We start from the raw sequence: 17,714 nt of genomic DNA on the forward strand, positions 1-17,714 counted from the left end.
ATGCTCAAATACAAAGCCGAAATATACGGAAAAACATTCAGACAAATCAGCAGATGGTACCCATCAAGCAAAACATGCAGCAACTGCGGATACTACTATCAAGGCCTAAAATATGAAAAAAAATGGAAATGCCCACAATGCCAAAAAACACACGACAGAGACATCAATGCAGGTAAAAACATTCTAAAACAAGGATTAATAGATTTAATCGATGAAACAATGAACCTCTGGGACAGGGGGGATAGCACGGTAATTCTACTCTCATGGGAGAGTATCAGCCCGTGAAGTAAGAATCCTCGACTTCTACAAAGTCGAGGTAGTTCAATTCCATATTGTCGTTTAGATAATTACCTTCCATATCAACCAAGATAACATTTAAATCCAAATCAAAACGCTGCATGCACCTATCATGAATTGCCTGAGCAATACTATTTGAAACTTCAACAGAAACACCCAATTCATCTAAAATGGACATCATGTCATCAGTTGTTTTAGAATCAAATAATTTTTGAAGATGCTCTTTTTCAACACCGCAAAGTGCAGCATGAGTCACCATTATTTCACGCCTTCCATCAGCCACGGCATGCTTTGTGTCAAATATTCCCCCGGCAACTTTAATTAGCTTACCAATGTGTCCGAAGTAAGTGAATTTTGTAATTCCCCTTTTTTCAGCTTCTTCAAACATAAAACCTACAAAGTTACCGGTTTGTATGATTTGTTCTTTGCTGACTCCCAAATCTTGTATGGCTAACTTTTCACCAATATTTCCAGGGACAAATATTAAATCACCGACATCGGAAGCCAATGCAACATCAATCTGTGTTACAATTGAATTTTTATAAGCATCACTAGACATTGATCTTGCAATTCCTGTGGTTCCAAGAACTGATATGCCACCGACAATTCCCAATTTAGGATTCATGGTCTTTTTAGCTATCTTTCCGCCTTCAGGTATGGAAATAGTGACTTTTGCAATCTTGCCGTCAGGAATTTTTTCTTCCAAATTTTTAATAATCATTTGGCGCGGAACAGGATTAATCGCATACTCCCCAACAGGTATTTGAAGACCCGGCTTTGTGATTATGCCAACACCTTCGCCACCACAAATAATGACATTGGATTCCTCATCTTTTTTGTCCAACAATTCGACTGTAGAAACAATAGCCAAATCTACAGTAACATCCGGGTCATTATATGGGTTTTTATGAGCTACAGCATAAGCTTTACTCTTAGAAAGCAATCTGCACTCATCAATAAGAATATCCAATATCTTTTTTGGAGTTTCGACCTTAACACAGGCAATATCTGGAGTGTCTAAAATTGCATCTAATGCTGCAAGAGAGCAAGCTGTTGCAATTGTGCCTGTTGTAACACCAGTATAATTATCATCAGTCATTTTAATTAAAAAATAATAAAAAAAAGTGAACCTATAACATAGATTCTAATTTTGCAATAAGTTCTTCATCACTAGGGGCACCTACAAAAACAACTTCACCGTTAATTACAATAGTAGGCACTGCCATAATTTGATAGTCAATTGCTCTTTGCCTATTTTCAGGATCTGCATCAATTTTTACTGATTCAACTTCTATTGCATCTCCCAGTTTATCTTTCGCCCTTTCAGCAGCCGCAATTGCACCAGGACAATGAGGGCAGGTACTAGTTGAAAATACTTCTACTTTAATTGCCATAGTAAAATCTCCTATTTGTTTAATTTAAAATTATTTTAATAATTAGTAATATATAATTGTTACCACGGAAATACTTAACAAATGCTCTCAAAATATTTAATATATATAAAAATAATAAAAATTAATTGATTAAAATGGAAAATTTAGACAATGATATTAAAGAAATAATCAATAGCGCATATCCCTACATTAAAGAGTTTAATCCTGCTCAAAATGCGGTTATTGAATCAGGATATTTGGAAGACAAATCCAATTATATAATTTGCATTCCTACAGCTAGTGGGAAAACTGTTTTAGGAGTGTTGCCTGCCCTGAAAACAATATTAAATGGTGGAAAAGCGGTTTATGCAGCCCCACTCTTATCAATTCAAAATGAAAAAGTTAAAGAGTTCAAAGCATTTGAAGAGCATGGGATTAGTGTGGGAAAGCACCCTTCAAGTGCGGATTTGTCCGTTATGGTTTTCGAGTCATTTGATGCGCTAACAAGATTTTCCTGGAATGTATTGCGCGATGTTGATACATTAATCATTGATGAATTCCATATGATTGGAGAGTTTACACGTGGTCCAACTTTAGAAGCGGCAATCACAAGAGCTAAAATCATAAATCCCTCCATGAGAATAATTGCACTTTCAGCTACCCTGAAAAACATTGAGGAGATTGAAGGTTGGCTTGAAGGAAAATGTGTTGAACATGACTACCGCCCAGTACCCTTACATAAAGAAGTATTGGATGCTGAGATGTTTAATACAAAAAATAAGAATGATGTTGTTACTAAAATTGCAGAAAAAGCCATTGAAGACAAATCACAAGCACTATCTTTCGTTTCCACAAGAAGATTTACAGAAAGTCTGGCTACTTATGTCTCTAAAAAAATCAACAAAAAACTAAATGTTAAACAAAGGGAAAAATTTAAAGAAGTTTCAGAGAAACTGCTTGAAGTTCCAAAAAAGAAGGGTTCACTTCCAACAAGCACATGTTTAAAATTGGCTGAAGTTGCGGAAAATGGAGTTGCATTCCACCATGCCGGCCTTTTCAATGAACAAAAAGAAATTATTGAAGATGAATTCAGAAAAGGAAATATCTTAATGATTACTGCAACACCAAGTTTAATGTATGGAGTCAATCTGCCGTCAAAAACCGTTGTAATCAGAGACCATACACGATGGACTGCCCAAGGCCCACAGCCGATTCCCGTTTTTGATTATGAGCAGATGTCCGGAAGAGCTGGAAGACCACAATATGACGATGTGGGATATTCATATCTCATTGCAAAGACCATGGATGAAGCCTTAAACCTAGAAGAATATTATGTTGAAGGAGAAATAGAGCAAACCAACTCCAAATTAGTTGATAATAAGGATGCAATCTACAGGCAAATCATAGCTCAAATCGCTTCTTCACTCTCAAAAAATCTGGATGAACTAACAGACTTTTTTGGAAAAACCCTATATGGATATCAGATGAGCAATAATCCTTCAATGGCATTGTTTGCTGAAGACAGCTTAAGATATGAACTTGAAAATGCATTATCCTTCCTACTTCAAAACGGAATAATAAGAGCAACTCCAGAGGGACTTAAAACAACTGAATTCGGTTATTTAATAGCAAAATCAAATTACGCCGTGGAAACAGCCGTTAAAATCAAGGAATATATTTCAAATATGGATGAAATCAATGTGGAAGAGTTCATTTATGCTTTGTCTCAAACTCCTGATTTGCCATTGATTTCATTTAAGGGCAGAAAATCAAAAGATCCCGTTCAAGACAAATTATCAGAACATGGATTATTTGCAGTTGATATTGGAAACTCCGAAGCAACTACCGTTTCATTAATAGAATGGATTAACGAGAGAAGCGAATACGAAATTGAAAACAAATATAACGTTTACTCAGCATCCACCAGAAGATCCGCTTATGAAGCATCAAGACTTGTTAAATTCGCTAAGAATACTTCAGAAGTCTTAGGCAATTACTCCAACTTGCAAGAATATGATTTCTTATCTGCAAGACTATACTACGGTGTAAAAGAAGATATTATTCCATTAGTGGTTGGCGTAAAAAGACTTGGCAGAAAACGAGCTAGAAATCTTGTAAATGTGTTTGGAAACGATTTAAGTGGTGTTTCTGAAAATGAACTGCAAAGAGTTGAAGGAATAGGGCCTAAACTTGCAGAAAAAATTAGTTTATTTGTAAAAAATTAAAAAAAGGAGGGATTAACCTCCACCTTCAGCAACACTTGAATCCATTTCCATGTCTTCATATTTGCTTACTTTTTCTTTCATTGCTTCAACATCAATTTCCCCATCATTTTCTTTATCGTAGTAAGTAGATTTCTTAATATCCTTCTCATCAAGCAATTCTACTAAATCCGCACGATACCACATGTTGGTCTTTTTAACTTTAACCCAATCCTTGCCATCTTTTGTTCTCACATCAACAACTTTGCCAATTGTTCCAGTGTCAACATATCTGACATAGGAGTCAATAGGGATTTCAATGCCTCTTGCATCTAAAACCATTTTAAAAACCTATTATTTTTCATCAGCGTCTTCGATTTCAACTTCAACAGTTTCAGCTTCTTCTTCTTTTGGAATTTCTTTGTTTAAAATAACATAAGCTCCAATAGTAGCAACATCTTCAAAGCTGATTTCGAGTTCGTCTTTTGAAAAGATGTTTTTTTGTAAAGTTAATGTAATCTTTTCGATTTTTCCGGTTGCAGGATCAAAATCTACGTTGTTAACTTTACCTACATCATTTGCATTTTTATCTAAAACGGTAGAACCTAAAAATTGTTTTATTTGCATAAATTTCACCTTACTAATATATTTAATTACTAAATATTTAAATAAATCGATTGGTATAACATTAACTATTAATAATATGGTGAAAAAATGGAAAAAGCATGTCGAATCATTATTGAAGATATAATTAATGGAAAAATATCTACTCGACGTGATCTTGAAGTTGCAAAAAGACAGCTTTGTCGTGATTTACAATTATCAAAATTCATGAGTAATGCAGACATTTTAGAACATGCCACACTTGAGGAAAAGGAGCTTGTTTCTGGAATTTTAAAGAAAAAACCTACAAGAACTATGTCTGGCGTTGCAATTGTTGCTGTAATGTGCCATCCTCATAAATGTCCACATGGAAGATGTTTCTATTGTCCAGAAAGCGATATTGCACCACCAAGCTATACTGGTGAGGAGCCTGCTGCACTTAGGGGCAGAATGTATGATTATCACCCTTATGTCCAATGTTTCAATAGATTAAAGCAGCTGAAAACCATTGGACATCCAATTGATAAAGTTGAATTGATTATAATGGGAGGAACATTCCCTTCAAGAGATTTATGCTATCAAGAATGGTTTGTTTCACAATGCCTTAAGGCAATGACTGATTTTGGATTAATAATTGAAAACAAACCAAATAACTTTGAATACAACTTAGATTGCGAAGAGATAAGATCATTTGAAAAGGGCATTTTAAAGTCATATCCTCCAAATGATTACGTTTTAATCAGTGATGTTCAAAAGGCTAATGAAGACTCAAAGGTCCGATGTGTTGGAATGACTTTTGAGACAAGACCTGACTATTGTAAAGTCGAACACATCAACAGAATGCTTGATTTTGGCGTTACCCGTGTTGAGCTTGGTGTTCAGACCCTATCCGATGAGTTATACAAAAAAATAAAAAGAGGCCACACCATAGCCGATGTCATAGAAGCTAATCAGCTTTTAAGAGATTCTGCAATTAAAGTGGCAATGCATATGATGCCGGGACTATTTAGTGATGAAAAGCAAGATTTGAAAATGTTCAAACAATTATTCAGTGATGATAACTTTAAGCCGGATATGCTTAAGATTTATCCTTGCCTTGTAACTGAAGGAAGCGAATTATATGATTTGTGGGCAGAAGGCAAATATGCCCCATATACTGATGAAGAGGCCGTTGAGTTAATTGTAAAAGTCAAAAAGATTCTTCCCAAATGGGTTAGGACTATGAGAATTCAAAGGGATATCCCTTCAACTCTTATTCAGGCAGGGGTTAAAAAGTCTAACCTCGGTGAGCTTGTATACAACAGGTTGGATGAGGAGCACATCAACTGCCAATGTATACGCTGTCGTGAAATTGGCCATAAAAAAACTTCTCAGGACTACACTATAGATGACTTTGAATTCTTTAGTGAAAGCTACAATGCATGTGATGGAACTGAACATTTCTTATCAATTGAAGATTATAATGAAGAAAGCATTGCAGGATTTTTGAGATTGCGTTTCCCATCAAAAAATCACTTTAGAGATGAAATAAGAGATGAAACTGCACTTGTAAGGGAATTACATGTTTATGGAAATATGATTAAGATTGGAGATAAAAATCCAAAAATAGGCCAACATACCGGATTTGGAGAAAAACTCCTTAAAGAAGCTGAAAATTTAGCTATTGACAATGGCAAAGAAGAAGTAGCTATCATTAGCGGAATTGGAACAAGGAACTATTACCGCAAATTCGGTTATGAAAAGATAGGCCCTTACATGATGAAAAAATTAATATGAAAATATTTAAATATAATGTTCGTATAAATACTAACTAATTGAGAGTGGTTACTATGTATAATATAAAAAATTCAAAAGAATTAGCAAGTTTAATAAACTACACTAACTTAAACAATATGATTAGTGAAAGTGAAATGCGAGAATTTCTCGAAAAAGCAAAAGAATTAAACTTTAATTCAGTTATTGTTTCTCCAACTTATGTTCCTCTAGCTAAAGAAGTATTAGCTGAAAGCAATGTGAAGATTGGAAGTATTGTTGGATTTCCTTTAGGTTTTGAAAACACTGAAAGCAAAGTGGCTGAAGCTAAAACACTTGTGGAAGCAGGAGCTGAAGAGATTGAAGTGGTAATGAATTTAAGTTACCTAAAAGATGAAAAATACTCACAAATTGAAGAAGAAGTTAAACAATTAAAAGAAGCAGTGGGAGATAATATTTTAAAGATTATCTTTGAAAGTAAGGCTCTAGAAGATTACCAAAAAGCAAATGCTGCAAAAGCAGCTGAAAATGGTGGAGCAGATTTCATTAAAAACTCAACCGGATTCGTAACACCAAACCACATATTTGAAAATGTAAATGACATTAATATTATCCAAAAACATGCACCAAAAATCAAAATCGAAATATATGGAGGAATTGACGATTATAAATTTGCTAACCAAATATTAACTGCCGGTGCCGATAAAATCGGAAGTGACAAAGGTTATGAAATTGTAAAAAGATACAAAGATTTAAGAGAAAACACTCAAGTAAAACCTAAACCGATTACTCTCACAAAAAAATAACCTTAAAAAAAACCATCCCATTAAAATTTTTTAAAGATAGCCCTGGCTAAAAGAGAAACGATTTCAAGAAAAATAAGTTAAAATAAATGCCATGGGCCGGACTTGAACCAGCGACATCTAGATCTTCAGTCTAGCGTTCTCCCATCTGAACTACCATGGCATATGGACCGAACGAGATTCGAACTCGTGATCTCCTCCACGTCAAAGAGGAATCATACCCCTAGACCACCGGTCCTATACAACATACTATAATTTAGTAAAAGTAATATATAAAGTTTTCAGTTATATAGAACAAGTTGGAAAAAATAAAAATTATAAGAAAAATAAAAAAAATTGACCACCGAGAAAATGGCCAATAGATTTTTTATTTAAAGCATTTTTTGAAAATAACTAATTAGGAAATCTATTTGATTGCTAATTTGATATCTTCAGCTTTTACAGTTTTTCTACCAGCGTGGCGTGCGAAATTAACAGCTTTTTGTGCGATTTCGTCACCTTTTTCTTCTAATGCTTCAGCTAATGCAATTTTTGCATCATCACTAATTCTTTGTGCGCCAGCATTTTTTAAGATACGACCGACTGGTGCGATTGGTAATTCACTCATTATTACACCTCCAATTAAAAGATAGTAAACAATAGTATATAAAGGTATCGGTGAAAAATGGATATTAATCGCTTAAATTTTAACTTATCAACTATAGCAATATGCTTTTGTAATCTAGAAAAAAATAAAGATATGATATAAGATTAAAGGATAAAAATTAACAATAATATGAAAATAAGAATAGTAAGAAAAAATAGAATTTATTTTTCCAATAATTCGCTTTTAAGGTATGTGGCGGTTGCTTGTGTTATTAAAACATCAACAAAAGTTCCTAACTCGGCATCATGAACAATGACTGGAATATATGAATCAGTTTTTGCAATAAATCCACCTTTGGAACCTTTTTCTACGACCAATACATTTTGATGAGTTCCAACTAATTCCCGGTTCTCGTCTTCTGTTATTTTTGATTTAATTTCAGATAAAAATTTTGATCTTTTCTTCATTACTTTAGGAGGAATTTCACGAAGTGAAGATGAAAGCGCTCCTTTTCTATGCTGGTATTTTGACAAATGAATCAAACTTGGTTTAATTTCTTCAAGCAATTTCACAGTCAAATCAAAATCATCATCACTTTCAGTGGGATAACCTACAATAATATCAACTGCCAATGTCAAATCAGGAATTTCATTTTTAAATTTTGACACAACCTCCAAATATTGTTCAATAGTGTGACCCCTTCTCATATCTTTCAGGACTTTGTCACTACCTGATTGTACAGGCAAATGTATGAAATTATATACCTTCGGATGTTTAATTGCATCGATTATTTCATCAACATCATTTAAAATGTTTTTAGGATGCATCATTCCAACACGTACTCTGAAATCTCCATCTAAATTAGCCACTTCTTTAATTAAAGTTGATAGTTTTTCACCACTATCTCTTCCAAATGCTGCAGTATCTTGAGCAGTGAGTTGAATTTCACAGGCTCCATTTTCAATAGCTTCTTTTGCTTCAGCCACAATATCTGAAATCGGATAACTGTTCAAAGGCCCTCGAGCAAAACGAGTGCAACAAAAAGAACATGAGCCTAAACAACCTTCACAGATTTGAATAATATGAATTAAAGTATCATCAACCAATTTTGGGACTCCCACTTTAGATTCTTTAGAAAATCCGTATTCCCTAATTACATCACCGCAATATGTGGCATTAACAACATCATAAGCCTTATTTAATTGGTGAGGTCCAATCCATGAACAATTAGGCCCGATTTTTTCTAATTTTTCAGGATCGATCTCAACCATGCATCCCCCGACTATGATTTTTTTATCAGGATACTCTTCTTGAAGCTTTTGGATTCTATGGATAATCCTGTTTTCAGTGGGTAATTTGACATAGCAAGAATTAACAATAATTATATCTGCATTATCGATAGTATCCACTATCTCAACATCATTTTCCTGCAATATCCCTGCAATAATCTGTCCATCAGCCTGGTTGAATGTGCACCCGTAAGATTCAATATAAACCTTCATTATTTTTCCTTTTATGCTTTTTATAGATATCCTTAGTTAAATCATAATCATAGTTATTGAATTTAACAGGTTTTGAATAGACCCTTGTAATTACTGCAGCTTTTGCAAATCCAGAAGTCAATTTTCTATCCTGGGTCTTGACAACATGCACCTTAACAATATGATTATCGATTTTTACAATATCTCCTGGAGCTATCTCAAAATCCCTTTCCAGATCAACTTTATATGAGTCAACTTCACCATGCAAATCTACAGAAAAACCAATGCGTGCAGGAATTTCAATAGATTTTGCCCAGATGGTGCTAACATCTTCAAGCTTTGCTTTATTGACTCTTTTATCTCCAACTTCAATGCTTGTAACTTCAACTTGACCTAAATCAGAAAGTAAAACATCCCCACTTACCAATTCATCACTTGGTGACAACTCAATAGTAGTTTTATGAGATTTGTCTTGCTCTGAAATAATTAATCTATAAGGTTTAGGTTTTTTTAAAGAGATGATATCCTTAAATACATGACCGCAATCTTCACATTTCAATAAGTATTCCTCTGTTATCTTCTTTTTAGAGGACTTTTGCTTTGAATTTAAAATTTCTAAATCATCAGAACCGCAAATTGGGCAATCCATTTTTCATGTCTCCTTAATCATTTTCTTTCAGATAATGGTTAACTAATCCGCCATCTTCCAAAATGTCTAACATGAACTCCTTAAATGGTTCAAAAGTTTCACTAACGCCAGTAGTCTCATTGATAAGTATTCCTTTTGACAAATCAATGCTGATTATATCACCATCCTTAGCTTCAATGTTTGAAACGATGACCGGAAGGCCAATATTTATTGCATTTCTATAAAATATTCTTGCAAATGATTTGGCGATGATGGCATCCACGCCTGCTGTCTTAATAGCTACAGGCGCCTGTTCTCTTGATGAACCGCAGCCAAAGTTTTCATCGGCAACTATTATATCTCCTTTTTGAACATTTTTTGTAAAGTCCGGACGTTCTCCTTCAAGTACATGGTCTGCTAAATCCTGTGGATTGAATGTCCTTAAATATCTTCCGGGAATAATTACGTCAGTATCGATATTTTCCCCAAAAGTCCATGTTTTTCCTTTAATAATATTCATTAATATCCCTGTAAAATTGATTAATAAAAAAACGAAGTATTTGGGAAATCCCAAATACAGAATAAGTTATAAGGTGATTTTTAAATTTTTTCTATTTTAATGGTTTTGAAAATTCTCTTTCAACAGCTTCACGATAGATGGAATTCATAGTACAGAATGGTATGATTCTGCCATCAGGTGTCGCATAGTGAATAACACATTTCTTAACTCTATCTTCATCAAAGTTAAACGGATCCATAAAGTGCATGCATGAAATGAGCATTGCATCTTTGGAAAAGTCTCCCAATGCCTCATAATCCCCTTTAGCAAAAACATTATATAATATCTTTGTAATATCTAAACCTTCTGGAGATCTGCTGGTGTGAATCATTTTAGCAAGGTTTCCAGTTAAACCGGCTAACACTCTCTTACGAGAACCGAATTTGCCTGCTTTTAGTTTTTCATTATATTCAGTTAATTTTTCACATAAGTCATCTACATCAATAAACTCGGTGATTGGGATTAACTTATCTTTTCCATCGCCTTCAGTCTTTTCTCTGAATACATAAGTAGCTATACCACAATGTTCATGGCAGTTTAAGGTTACTTTAGCTGAATCCTGACCGTCCAATAGGGAAATAAATTCCGCAATCGGTTCAACAAAAGATGGTGGGTAAAATGCGCTGGTTGGAACTTGACCATCTGTTTCCTTTTCAATGATTTCAACAAAATCGGGAATTGTAATCCTTTGGTCTTCCACATGGTCTGATGGAGTTCTTCCTGAGAATGAAACCGGCTGGAAGTTAACACCATAAATGATATCATTATTATCAAAAGCAAACTTGATAATTTCACCGACTTGATTATCATTAACACCTTTGACTAATGTAGGAACTAAAACAACGCCCAAACCTGCTTTTTTACAGTTTTCAATAGCCTGAAGTTTGTCAGGAAGCAAATTTCTTCCTTTGTTTTCAATATAAGGTTCTGGAGTTACACCTTCAAAGGAAAGGTAAACAGTATTCAAACCTGCTTCTTTTAACTCACGGGCCAAGTTTTCCCTTTTAGCTATCCTTATACCATTAGTAGCTATTTGAACATGAGTGAAACCTTCTTCCTTTGCCATTTTAATAAGGTCAATGATATCTTTTCTGACAGTAGGCTCACCACCAGCATATTGAATAGCTGGACATGGATTAGGTTTTAGATTTCTCAAATTCCTGAGCATTTGCCTTATTTCTTCTTGAGTAGGCTCATATAAGTATCCTGCAGCGGCAGCATTAGCGAAACAAACAGGACATCTTAAATTACACCTATTAGTTACATCAATCAATCCTAATACGGTAGAAGTTTCATGTTTTGAACATAAACCACAGTTACTTGGACAAGCCCCGATATCTTCTACACTAGGGTTTTCAACACCGGTAACTGTAGGAATATATTTTTTAACCCTATCGTATAATTGATCATCGCTCCAATAAGTGTTTATAAACTCCCCATGCTCATCACAAGTTTTTTTGATGAAGACTTTACCTTCTTCATTATAAACTTCTGCATCGAGTGGTTTACCACACTCCGGGCATAAACTTTTTGTATTTTTAACTTTCAAATAAATCACCTTGTACTAATAATATTCAAAATTATTAGTAATAACTTACATAATATTATATATTTAAATTAAGGTAATATTTAAATATTAGTATAAAAACACTTTATATATATTAAATAAAAATTAAATTTAGTGAAATAAATTGGAGAAAAAATTAAATGGCCCTTGATATTCAAATGATTTTAATCGCATGTATTACAACACTCTATTTTATACTGCCCGCCTACTTTTCAAACGGCAGCGGATTAGTATTTGGCGGAGGAACACCAGTTGATTTTGGAAAATGCGATAAAAGCGGAGTTCGCTGGATTGGAGATGGAGTTACCTGGAGAGGCCTAATTGCAGGAACAGTGGTAGGAACTCTTACTGGTGCAATTCAAGGACTTATTGCTCCCTATATTATTCAAGAATTTGGACGATATATTATTACTCCCATCATAACTAACCTGCCAAGCGGAATACTGATTGGATTTTTACTTGGTTTTGGAGCACTTCTAGGTGATGCCATTGGCAGTTTCTTAAAAAGAAGACTTGGAATCGGAAGGGGAAAACCAGCACCAGTTTTAGATCAATTGGACTTCATAATCGTTGCATTAATTTTAGTATCCTTTGTTGTTGAATTGAATTTATTATTTGTAATCCTAGCTATAATATTAACATTAGCTATTCATTTACTGACTAATACCGGCGCTTATTTGTTTGGAATAAAAGACGTGTGGTACTAAAATCAATTATCCGTCTTTAAAACTTTTTTTTAAAATCGCTAAACATTAACAATGCATTTTTAATCATTTCCTCATCTTTAACTAAAAGCATTTCGGAATCATCAAAGAAGTTTCGATTGAAGAATAAAAATAGAGAACTGAAGTTATCGCAAGCAGTGAAAAACATTTCCAAATCATAGTCTGTTTCTATTATATCAATTTTATCTTCATCCACTAATGAATCGAAAACATTACTGGAATAATTTTCATGAATCAAATCTAAAATTGCTGCATTGGTTATAATAGTTAAATGGGCATCATTCTTAATTACAGATTCCAATATGTTGGAAATATACATTTTTAAAAATTTGTTAAATATAATGGTAATAATTATAAATAATGATAAAAATTTCACTAATTGATAAAAATTTCATGAAATGATAATTACAAGAAAAAAAGTAAAAAAAGATGAGAAAAAATTAATTCTCTCAAAAGTCTAATTCAGATATTTATTCATCATTACAGCAGTTCCGACAGCAGGCGCTACAACACACTCTTCATCAGTCAAAATATCGCCCATGGACTTAACTTCCAGGCCTAAAAGTTCTGCTGCAGGCCTATCTAAAATATCTTTACCCAAACCAGTTGTTATAATTAAATCTAATCCTTGAGTTTCAACAACCTGCTTTAATCCATCGGCAATTTGTTCAACTTGCTTTTGGTGGATAAATTCAGACATCTCAACAATATCCTCCATAGACAGCATTTCCAAATCAGCACATACGACACGGGCGATCCTTTTAGCACAGTCTATTTTGGATTTGCCTTCACCGTCAAATGTATCGCATACATAATCTCCAGGTTTTATCAAGTCTAAAACAGTATAAACATCCGCAGTCTGTGCAAACAATTCTGAAGCTACCCTATACCCTTTTCCATTTAATTCAACCTTATCTAAGAAGCTTGCAAGGTTTGTCCTTAAAGTTCCAGTATATACCAGCTCCCCAGTAGCGGATCTGTCAAAGTCAGATTTGCCGATTGCACACTCTTTACCATCCTTAATTGGTATGATATCAGTTGTAGTGCTTCCAGTGTCGATGAAAATACAATTATCAGAAATTAATGTGGCTATTTGGGCTGTTGCAATCCAATTTGCAGCTGCTGCTTTAAGTGGAGATTTTTCAATTTCTTCTTTAGACAGCATTCCATCAATTCCAACATAAGCTATAGGGCATGAAAATGTATCCTCACATTTTTTAACGACATCTAAAACTCCATCCTTTTTAGTGTCATAAGCATCAACAAGCTCGGCAGTCATTGAAATACCCACAGCATCAATTTCGGATACTGGACAAATATTTTCAATTAATTCAACCAAAACTCTTGATAAGTCATCATTGTTGCTCCACATTGGAAGATATGCAAAATCAACTTCAATATTTTCAATTTCATCTCCATCAAAGTCAATGACGGCCAAATCGGTGTTTGCACCACCAATATCAAATCCTGCTACCTTCATATTATATTCTCCTAATTTCCAATGAATCTCCAGACTTTTTAAACTCAATTTGACCATCTAAAGAAATATCTAAATCACCAATATCAATATCACCGTCAATCAGTTCAATGATTGATTTTCCAATGTTAAAATTGGCTATTTTTGCAAGGCCCACATAAGGTGTTGTAAACCTTGAATTAATCTCAAGCAAATAAACGGAATAGATATCCTTTTCATCAGCATTGATTAATAAATCGACACCGACAAAACCTTTCAAACCGTCAATAGCTTCAACTGCTTTTGTTGCAATTTCAAACGCTTCATCCTTATATTCATTTTCAATTGGTAATTTGCCACCAAGATAAGTTCCCTTATCATTCTTGAGTTCCACAAACTGCTCATTTAAACTAATAGGAATTGCATTTTTACCGTCTGATATTAAACTGACGCTAATGTCTGTCCCTTCGATATATTCCTGAACGATTATTCTGGAACCTGGAGGGAAAATATTTTCCAAATCATAGGACAAATCATCGATATCCTCAATTATGACAATATCTTCACAGTCCACCCCAATCAATGGCTTTATTATTAATTTAAGAGGAGTCAATGGATCTTCAGCCTGCCATTTTTCATGCAAATTTTCAATAGCCCTTTTCCAATATCCTTTTGGGTCAATTTTAAATCTGAATGACCTCGGTTGAGGAATTTCAATTGGAAGTGCTTCATAAGTCTCAAATTTGTCTGATGATTTTAAGCAGGCCTCCGCTGATGAGGTATATGTCTTAACATTATTTTCTTCTAAGATTTTTGTGATATTGTAGAGATTGTTATTGTTTTCTGCAGCTATGAAAATAGCATTGTTAAAGTTTGCTGCATTTTCACTTAACCAATCAATAATATCAACATCAATCAAAATCGGATTGACATTTTCATATTTGGCAACAATATCGCCATAGGATTCGTTAATTACCAAATCCACATTAAAATCTTTTAAATCGTCTAAAAGTGCAAATATCAATGCTTCAGCTTCGGAAATAATGCATCTGTCCTTTTCGCCTGAAGCTGTAAAATACTCAAATACTAAAATTGAATCATTCTCTGCTATCATAAGTAATCATCATACCTTTTATGTTTAGTTCATCTTTTGGGAAGCGCATCTTATCTCCGTCAAAGACCATATGGATTAATGCATTTTCTTTCTCTTCAAAATCTTTAACAGTAATGTCTTCTGTTATTGTTGTCATTTTTCTTGTAAAGGAACTCATAACCTCCTCTGGAGCTTTAATATCTAATAGACCTGCTTCATAATATTGTTCTATGGCATCAACAGTGGATTTTGCAGAATCTCCTCGACCGTAAGGATTCGGAGCGTTTTTCATTTTTTCTGCAAATTCTTCATCAGTTAGGATTTTTCGAGCATTCTCCAAAATCGCATCCTTATCAGAACCCACAAGAATATTTCCTCCAGCAGTTACTGTTTCAGGCCTTTCGGTATTGTACCTTAAAGTTAAAGCAGGCACATTTAATGTTATCGCCTCTTCCTGCAGACCTCCGGAATCTGTTAAAATCAATGTTGATTTTGAAGTTAAAAGTAAAAAGTCCAGGTATCCTATCGGCTTTACAATATGAACATGCTCCAAATCGTTCAATTCATCAAACAATCCAAAGTTTTCAAGAGTGTGTTTTGTTCTTGGATGAATCGGGAAAATAATGTTCATGTCGCTTAGCTCCTTTAAAGCATCGATAATGTTGATTACCCTTTCCTTTATATCCACATTCTCTGCTCTGTGCATTGTCAATGTTAGGATATTGTCCATATTGTCAATATCCAAATTGCGAAGGGATTCTTCTTCAAATCCTCTTTTTTGAGCTATTTCCAAATGTCTAAAACAAGCGTCGACAACAGTGTTTCCTGTTATGAACATGTTTTTTCTTGAAAAGCCTTCAGCCAGAAGGTTAATGGCGGACTCTTCAGTAGGAATAAAATACATTGTTGAAGTAACATCTGCAGCTCTGCGATTAACCTCCTCAGGCATTGTCATGTCAAAGGATCTGAGTCCCGCTTCAACATGCCCGATTGCAATGTGCAGTTTAGAAGCTACTAATGCTCCAGCTAAAACTGCATTAGTATCACCTTGAACAAGAACAATATCAGGTTTTTCCTCAAGAAGGACTTCCTCAATGCCCTTCATCATCAAACCTGTTTGTTTTCCATGGGTTCCGGACCCTACATGAATATTATAGTCTGGAGTAGGAATCTCTAAATCCCTGAAGAAATTATCAGACATTTCTTCATCATAATGCTGACCGGTGTGCAAAACAATTTGGTCAATATCCCTTTTTGAGATTTCATCAATAATAGGGGCCATCTTAATAATTTCCGGCCTTGTACCTAAAATAGTTGCTATTTTCATAATATCACTAAATAATATATTTATCCAATTAATTTAAAAATTTTTAGATATGTGAATAGGAAAACTAGTCATTAAACAATATTTTGCGAATTTCATTAAGATTAATCTCAATGAATTCCTTGTATTTGGGATTTGCCAATATCTTATACTGCTTTACTTTACTTATTTGATAAGCCTCATGCATTATGGCCTGCAACTCCTCAACATCCTTTTTCAAAATCATATCCAGTTTGTTTTTCTGAGCATCATTCAATTTATGTAAATGAGATTCGATTTGAGATTTGAATTTCAAAACAACATTGGAATTCTTTTTAGCAAACCTTTCAAGTAGAAATGAAGGTGCCAATTTAAATAAATCCTCATATTCCCTAACATCATTATAATCAATTCTATCCTCACTCATTTTAATCACCAGTTATGCAAATCTCCTAAACTTTTTATCATTGATTCACGAATAGCATATCTTTTCTGCAAATCAGTTAATGAATCAGCGAGATCACGTCTAAATCTCTCACAGGCATAATCATCATATTTAAATTTAATTCCATCATACTGTATATCCATTAAGATTAGATATTCCGCTTCCATAACTTTAATGTAGGCTCTCGGTTCGTCCTCACTAGGATTCAATAATCTCTCCACTTCATCCAAATCCATTTTGCCAATGGCCACATCTACAAAAACCCTCATCATCTTTCGAACCATATTCCATAAGAATGACTCCCCGTAAATATCAACAAATATTGGAGAAATAGTCTCGTGAAGATTTGGGAATTCCTTTTTGTGATAATCATTCAAATCAACTTTTGTGACTTTAATATCATCAATTGTTCTTGTGGTTGTCTTTTGGAATCGTTTAGTGAAATTGGTGAAGTTATGAGTTCCTTTAAATAGTTCTGCACATTCATTGAGCTTATCCACATCCAAGTCTTGGAACAGCATGTACCTATATTGCCTCATTTGGGCATATCTTGGCTTAAATGCATATCTTACAGGTGCACTGGCCAAAATCTGTATATCATCCGGCAGGGAATTGTTGATTTCATTTACCCTGACCTCCTTTTCGGATTGAAAACTAATTACATTGCCTAAACTATGAACCCCCGCATCAGTTCGCCCGGCAATTCTGAATCGGGACTTCTTCAAATCATCAATATAGCCTAATTTACGTAAATGATATATTAATTCTTCTTCAACTGTCCTTAAATCAGGTTGTCTTTGAAATCCATGAAAATTAGTTCCAATATATCCAATTTTTAGTGC

The 17,714-nt window shown here is 34.2% G+C and carries 20 protein-coding genes and 2 tRNA genes; 5 read left to right on the plus strand and 17 right to left on the minus strand.

Annotated elements, in window-relative coordinates; all coding sequences use genetic code 11:
- A partial coding sequence (locus ACKI3D_RS02045; protein ID WP_407391869.1) for a zinc ribbon domain-containing protein occupies window positions 1-285 on the plus strand: 285 nt, incomplete at its 5' end.
- On the opposite strand, the gene cbiD is transcribed toward ACKI3D_RS02045, so the two are convergent.
- Window positions 275-1,396, minus strand: coding sequence for a cobalt-precorrin-5B (C(1))-methyltransferase CbiD (gene cbiD, locus ACKI3D_RS02050; RefSeq protein ID WP_407391871.1), 1,122 nt, complete (start codon window positions 1,394-1,396; stop codon window positions 275-277). The two genes, ACKI3D_RS02045 and cbiD, sit on opposite strands and share 11 nt — an antisense overlap.
- 31 nt (window positions 1,397-1,427) lie before the next feature.
- Window positions 1,428-1,691, minus strand: a complete 264-nt coding sequence (locus tag ACKI3D_RS02055) for a thioredoxin family protein (RefSeq protein WP_407391873.1) — start codon at window positions 1,689-1,691, stop codon at window positions 1,428-1,430.
- Window positions 1,692-1,816: 125 nt separating this feature from the next.
- Here ACKI3D_RS02055 and ACKI3D_RS02060 point away from each other — a divergent pair, with 125 nt between their 5' ends.
- Entirely contained in the window at window positions 1,817-3,895 is a 2,079-nt protein-coding gene (locus ACKI3D_RS02060) for a DEAD/DEAH box helicase (protein ID WP_407391875.1), read from the plus strand.
- Between the two features lie 12 nt (window positions 3,896-3,907).
- Here ACKI3D_RS02060 and ACKI3D_RS02065 read toward each other — a convergent pair whose 3' ends face one another.
- Window positions 3,908-4,213 (minus strand): DUF2098 domain-containing protein, encoded by a 306-nt coding sequence (locus ACKI3D_RS02065; protein WP_407391877.1) that lies wholly within the window; start codon window positions 4,211-4,213, stop codon window positions 3,908-3,910.
- Between the two features lie 12 nt (window positions 4,214-4,225).
- Window positions 4,226-4,498, minus strand: a complete 273-nt coding sequence (locus ACKI3D_RS02070) for a PRC-barrel domain-containing protein (protein WP_407391879.1) — start codon at window positions 4,496-4,498, stop codon at window positions 4,226-4,228.
- Between the two features lie 87 nt (window positions 4,499-4,585).
- Between ACKI3D_RS02070 and ACKI3D_RS02075 the strand changes: the two genes are divergently transcribed.
- Together ACKI3D_RS02075 and deoC are read left to right on the plus strand one after the other, a co-directional pair.
- Window positions 4,586-6,250, plus strand: coding sequence for a tRNA uridine(34) 5-carboxymethylaminomethyl modification radical SAM/GNAT enzyme Elp3 (locus tag ACKI3D_RS02075; RefSeq protein ID WP_407391881.1), 1,665 nt, complete (start codon window positions 4,586-4,588; stop codon window positions 6,248-6,250).
- Window positions 6,251-6,303: 53 nt separating this feature from the next.
- The gene (deoC, locus tag ACKI3D_RS02080; protein ID WP_407391883.1) at window positions 6,304-7,032 is read left to right on the plus strand and encodes a deoxyribose-phosphate aldolase; all 729 of its coding nucleotides are present in this window, start codon (window positions 6,304-6,306) and stop codon (window positions 7,030-7,032) included.
- A gap of 87 nt (window positions 7,033-7,119) precedes the next feature.
- On the opposite strand, the gene ACKI3D_RS02085 is transcribed toward deoC, so the two are convergent.
- From ACKI3D_RS02085 to tes, 7 genes are all read right to left on the minus strand, one after another.
- A tRNA-Phe gene (locus tag ACKI3D_RS02085) sits at window positions 7,120-7,192 on the minus strand.
- 3 nt (window positions 7,193-7,195) lie between these two features.
- Window positions 7,196-7,267, minus strand: a tRNA-Val gene (locus ACKI3D_RS02090).
- A 168-nt stretch (window positions 7,268-7,435) separates the two neighbouring features.
- The gene (locus tag ACKI3D_RS02095) at window positions 7,436-7,636 is read right to left on the minus strand and encodes a histone family protein (protein ID WP_042691314.1); all 201 of its coding nucleotides are present in this window, start codon (window positions 7,634-7,636) and stop codon (window positions 7,436-7,438) included.
- 200 nt (window positions 7,637-7,836) lie between these two features.
- Window positions 7,837-9,117 carry a tRNA (N(6)-L-threonylcarbamoyladenosine(37)-C(2))-methylthiotransferase gene (locus ACKI3D_RS02100; protein WP_407391885.1) on the minus strand — a complete coding sequence of 427 codons (1,281 nt, stop codon included), beginning with the start codon at window positions 9,115-9,117 and terminating at the stop codon, window positions 7,837-7,839.
- The gene (locus ACKI3D_RS02105; protein WP_407391887.1) at window positions 9,101-9,745 is read right to left on the minus strand and encodes an HVO_0476 family zinc finger protein; all 645 of its coding nucleotides are present in this window, start codon (window positions 9,743-9,745) and stop codon (window positions 9,101-9,103) included. Before ACKI3D_RS02105 ends, ACKI3D_RS02100 begins: the two co-directional genes overlap by 17 nt.
- A 13-nt stretch (window positions 9,746-9,758) precedes the next feature.
- Window positions 9,759-10,244, minus strand: a complete 486-nt coding sequence (gene hacB, locus ACKI3D_RS02110; RefSeq protein WP_407391889.1) for a homoaconitase small subunit — start codon at window positions 10,242-10,244, stop codon at window positions 9,759-9,761.
- Window positions 10,245-10,335: 91 nt separating this feature from the next.
- The gene (gene tes / locus ACKI3D_RS02115) at window positions 10,336-11,832 is read right to left on the minus strand and encodes a tetraether lipid synthase Tes (protein WP_407391891.1); all 1,497 of its coding nucleotides are present in this window, start codon (window positions 11,830-11,832) and stop codon (window positions 10,336-10,338) included.
- 158 nt (window positions 11,833-11,990) lie between these two features.
- Here tes and ACKI3D_RS02120 point away from each other — a divergent pair, with 158 nt between their 5' ends.
- Window positions 11,991-12,557: a CDP-2,3-bis-(O-geranylgeranyl)-sn-glycerol synthase gene (locus ACKI3D_RS02120; RefSeq protein ID WP_407391893.1), complete on the plus strand. Its 567-nt coding sequence runs from the start codon at window positions 11,991-11,993 to the stop codon at window positions 12,555-12,557.
- A gap of 16 nt (window positions 12,558-12,573) precedes the next feature.
- On the opposite strand, the gene ACKI3D_RS02125 is transcribed toward ACKI3D_RS02120, so the two are convergent.
- From ACKI3D_RS02125 to truA, 6 genes are all read right to left on the minus strand, one after another.
- Window positions 12,574-12,894, minus strand: a complete 321-nt coding sequence (locus tag ACKI3D_RS02125) for a hypothetical protein (protein WP_407391895.1) — start codon at window positions 12,892-12,894, stop codon at window positions 12,574-12,576.
- 138 nt (window positions 12,895-13,032) lie between these two features.
- The gene (locus ACKI3D_RS02130; protein ID WP_407391897.1) at window positions 13,033-14,055 is read right to left on the minus strand and encodes a hydantoinase/oxoprolinase family protein; all 1,023 of its coding nucleotides are present in this window, start codon (window positions 14,053-14,055) and stop codon (window positions 13,033-13,035) included.
- Window position 14,056: 1 nt separating this feature from the next.
- Window positions 14,057-15,145 carry an ATP-grasp domain-containing protein gene (locus ACKI3D_RS02135; RefSeq protein WP_407391899.1) on the minus strand — a complete coding sequence of 363 codons (1,089 nt, stop codon included), beginning with the start codon at window positions 15,143-15,145 and terminating at the stop codon, window positions 14,057-14,059.
- A complete protein-coding gene (gene wecB / locus ACKI3D_RS02140; RefSeq protein WP_407391901.1) occupies window positions 15,129-16,451 on the minus strand; it encodes a non-hydrolyzing UDP-N-acetylglucosamine 2-epimerase in 1,323 nt (440 codons plus the stop codon). The genes ACKI3D_RS02135 and wecB overlap by 17 nt, the downstream gene beginning before the upstream one ends.
- Window positions 16,452-16,515: 64 nt before the next feature.
- Complete coding sequence (locus ACKI3D_RS02145) at window positions 16,516-16,854, minus strand: hypothetical protein (RefSeq protein WP_407391903.1); 339 nt, start codon at window positions 16,852-16,854, stop codon at window positions 16,516-16,518.
- Window positions 16,855-16,859: 5 nt separating this feature from the next.
- Window positions 16,860-17,714, minus strand: an 855-nt coding sequence (gene truA, locus ACKI3D_RS02150; protein WP_407391905.1) for a tRNA pseudouridine(38-40) synthase TruA, incomplete at its 5' end; no start/stop codon positions are given.

The organism is Methanobrevibacter sp., assembly GCF_045586545.1.
Classification (GTDB): Archaea; Methanobacteriota; Methanobacteria; order Methanobacteriales; family Methanobacteriaceae; genus Methanocatella.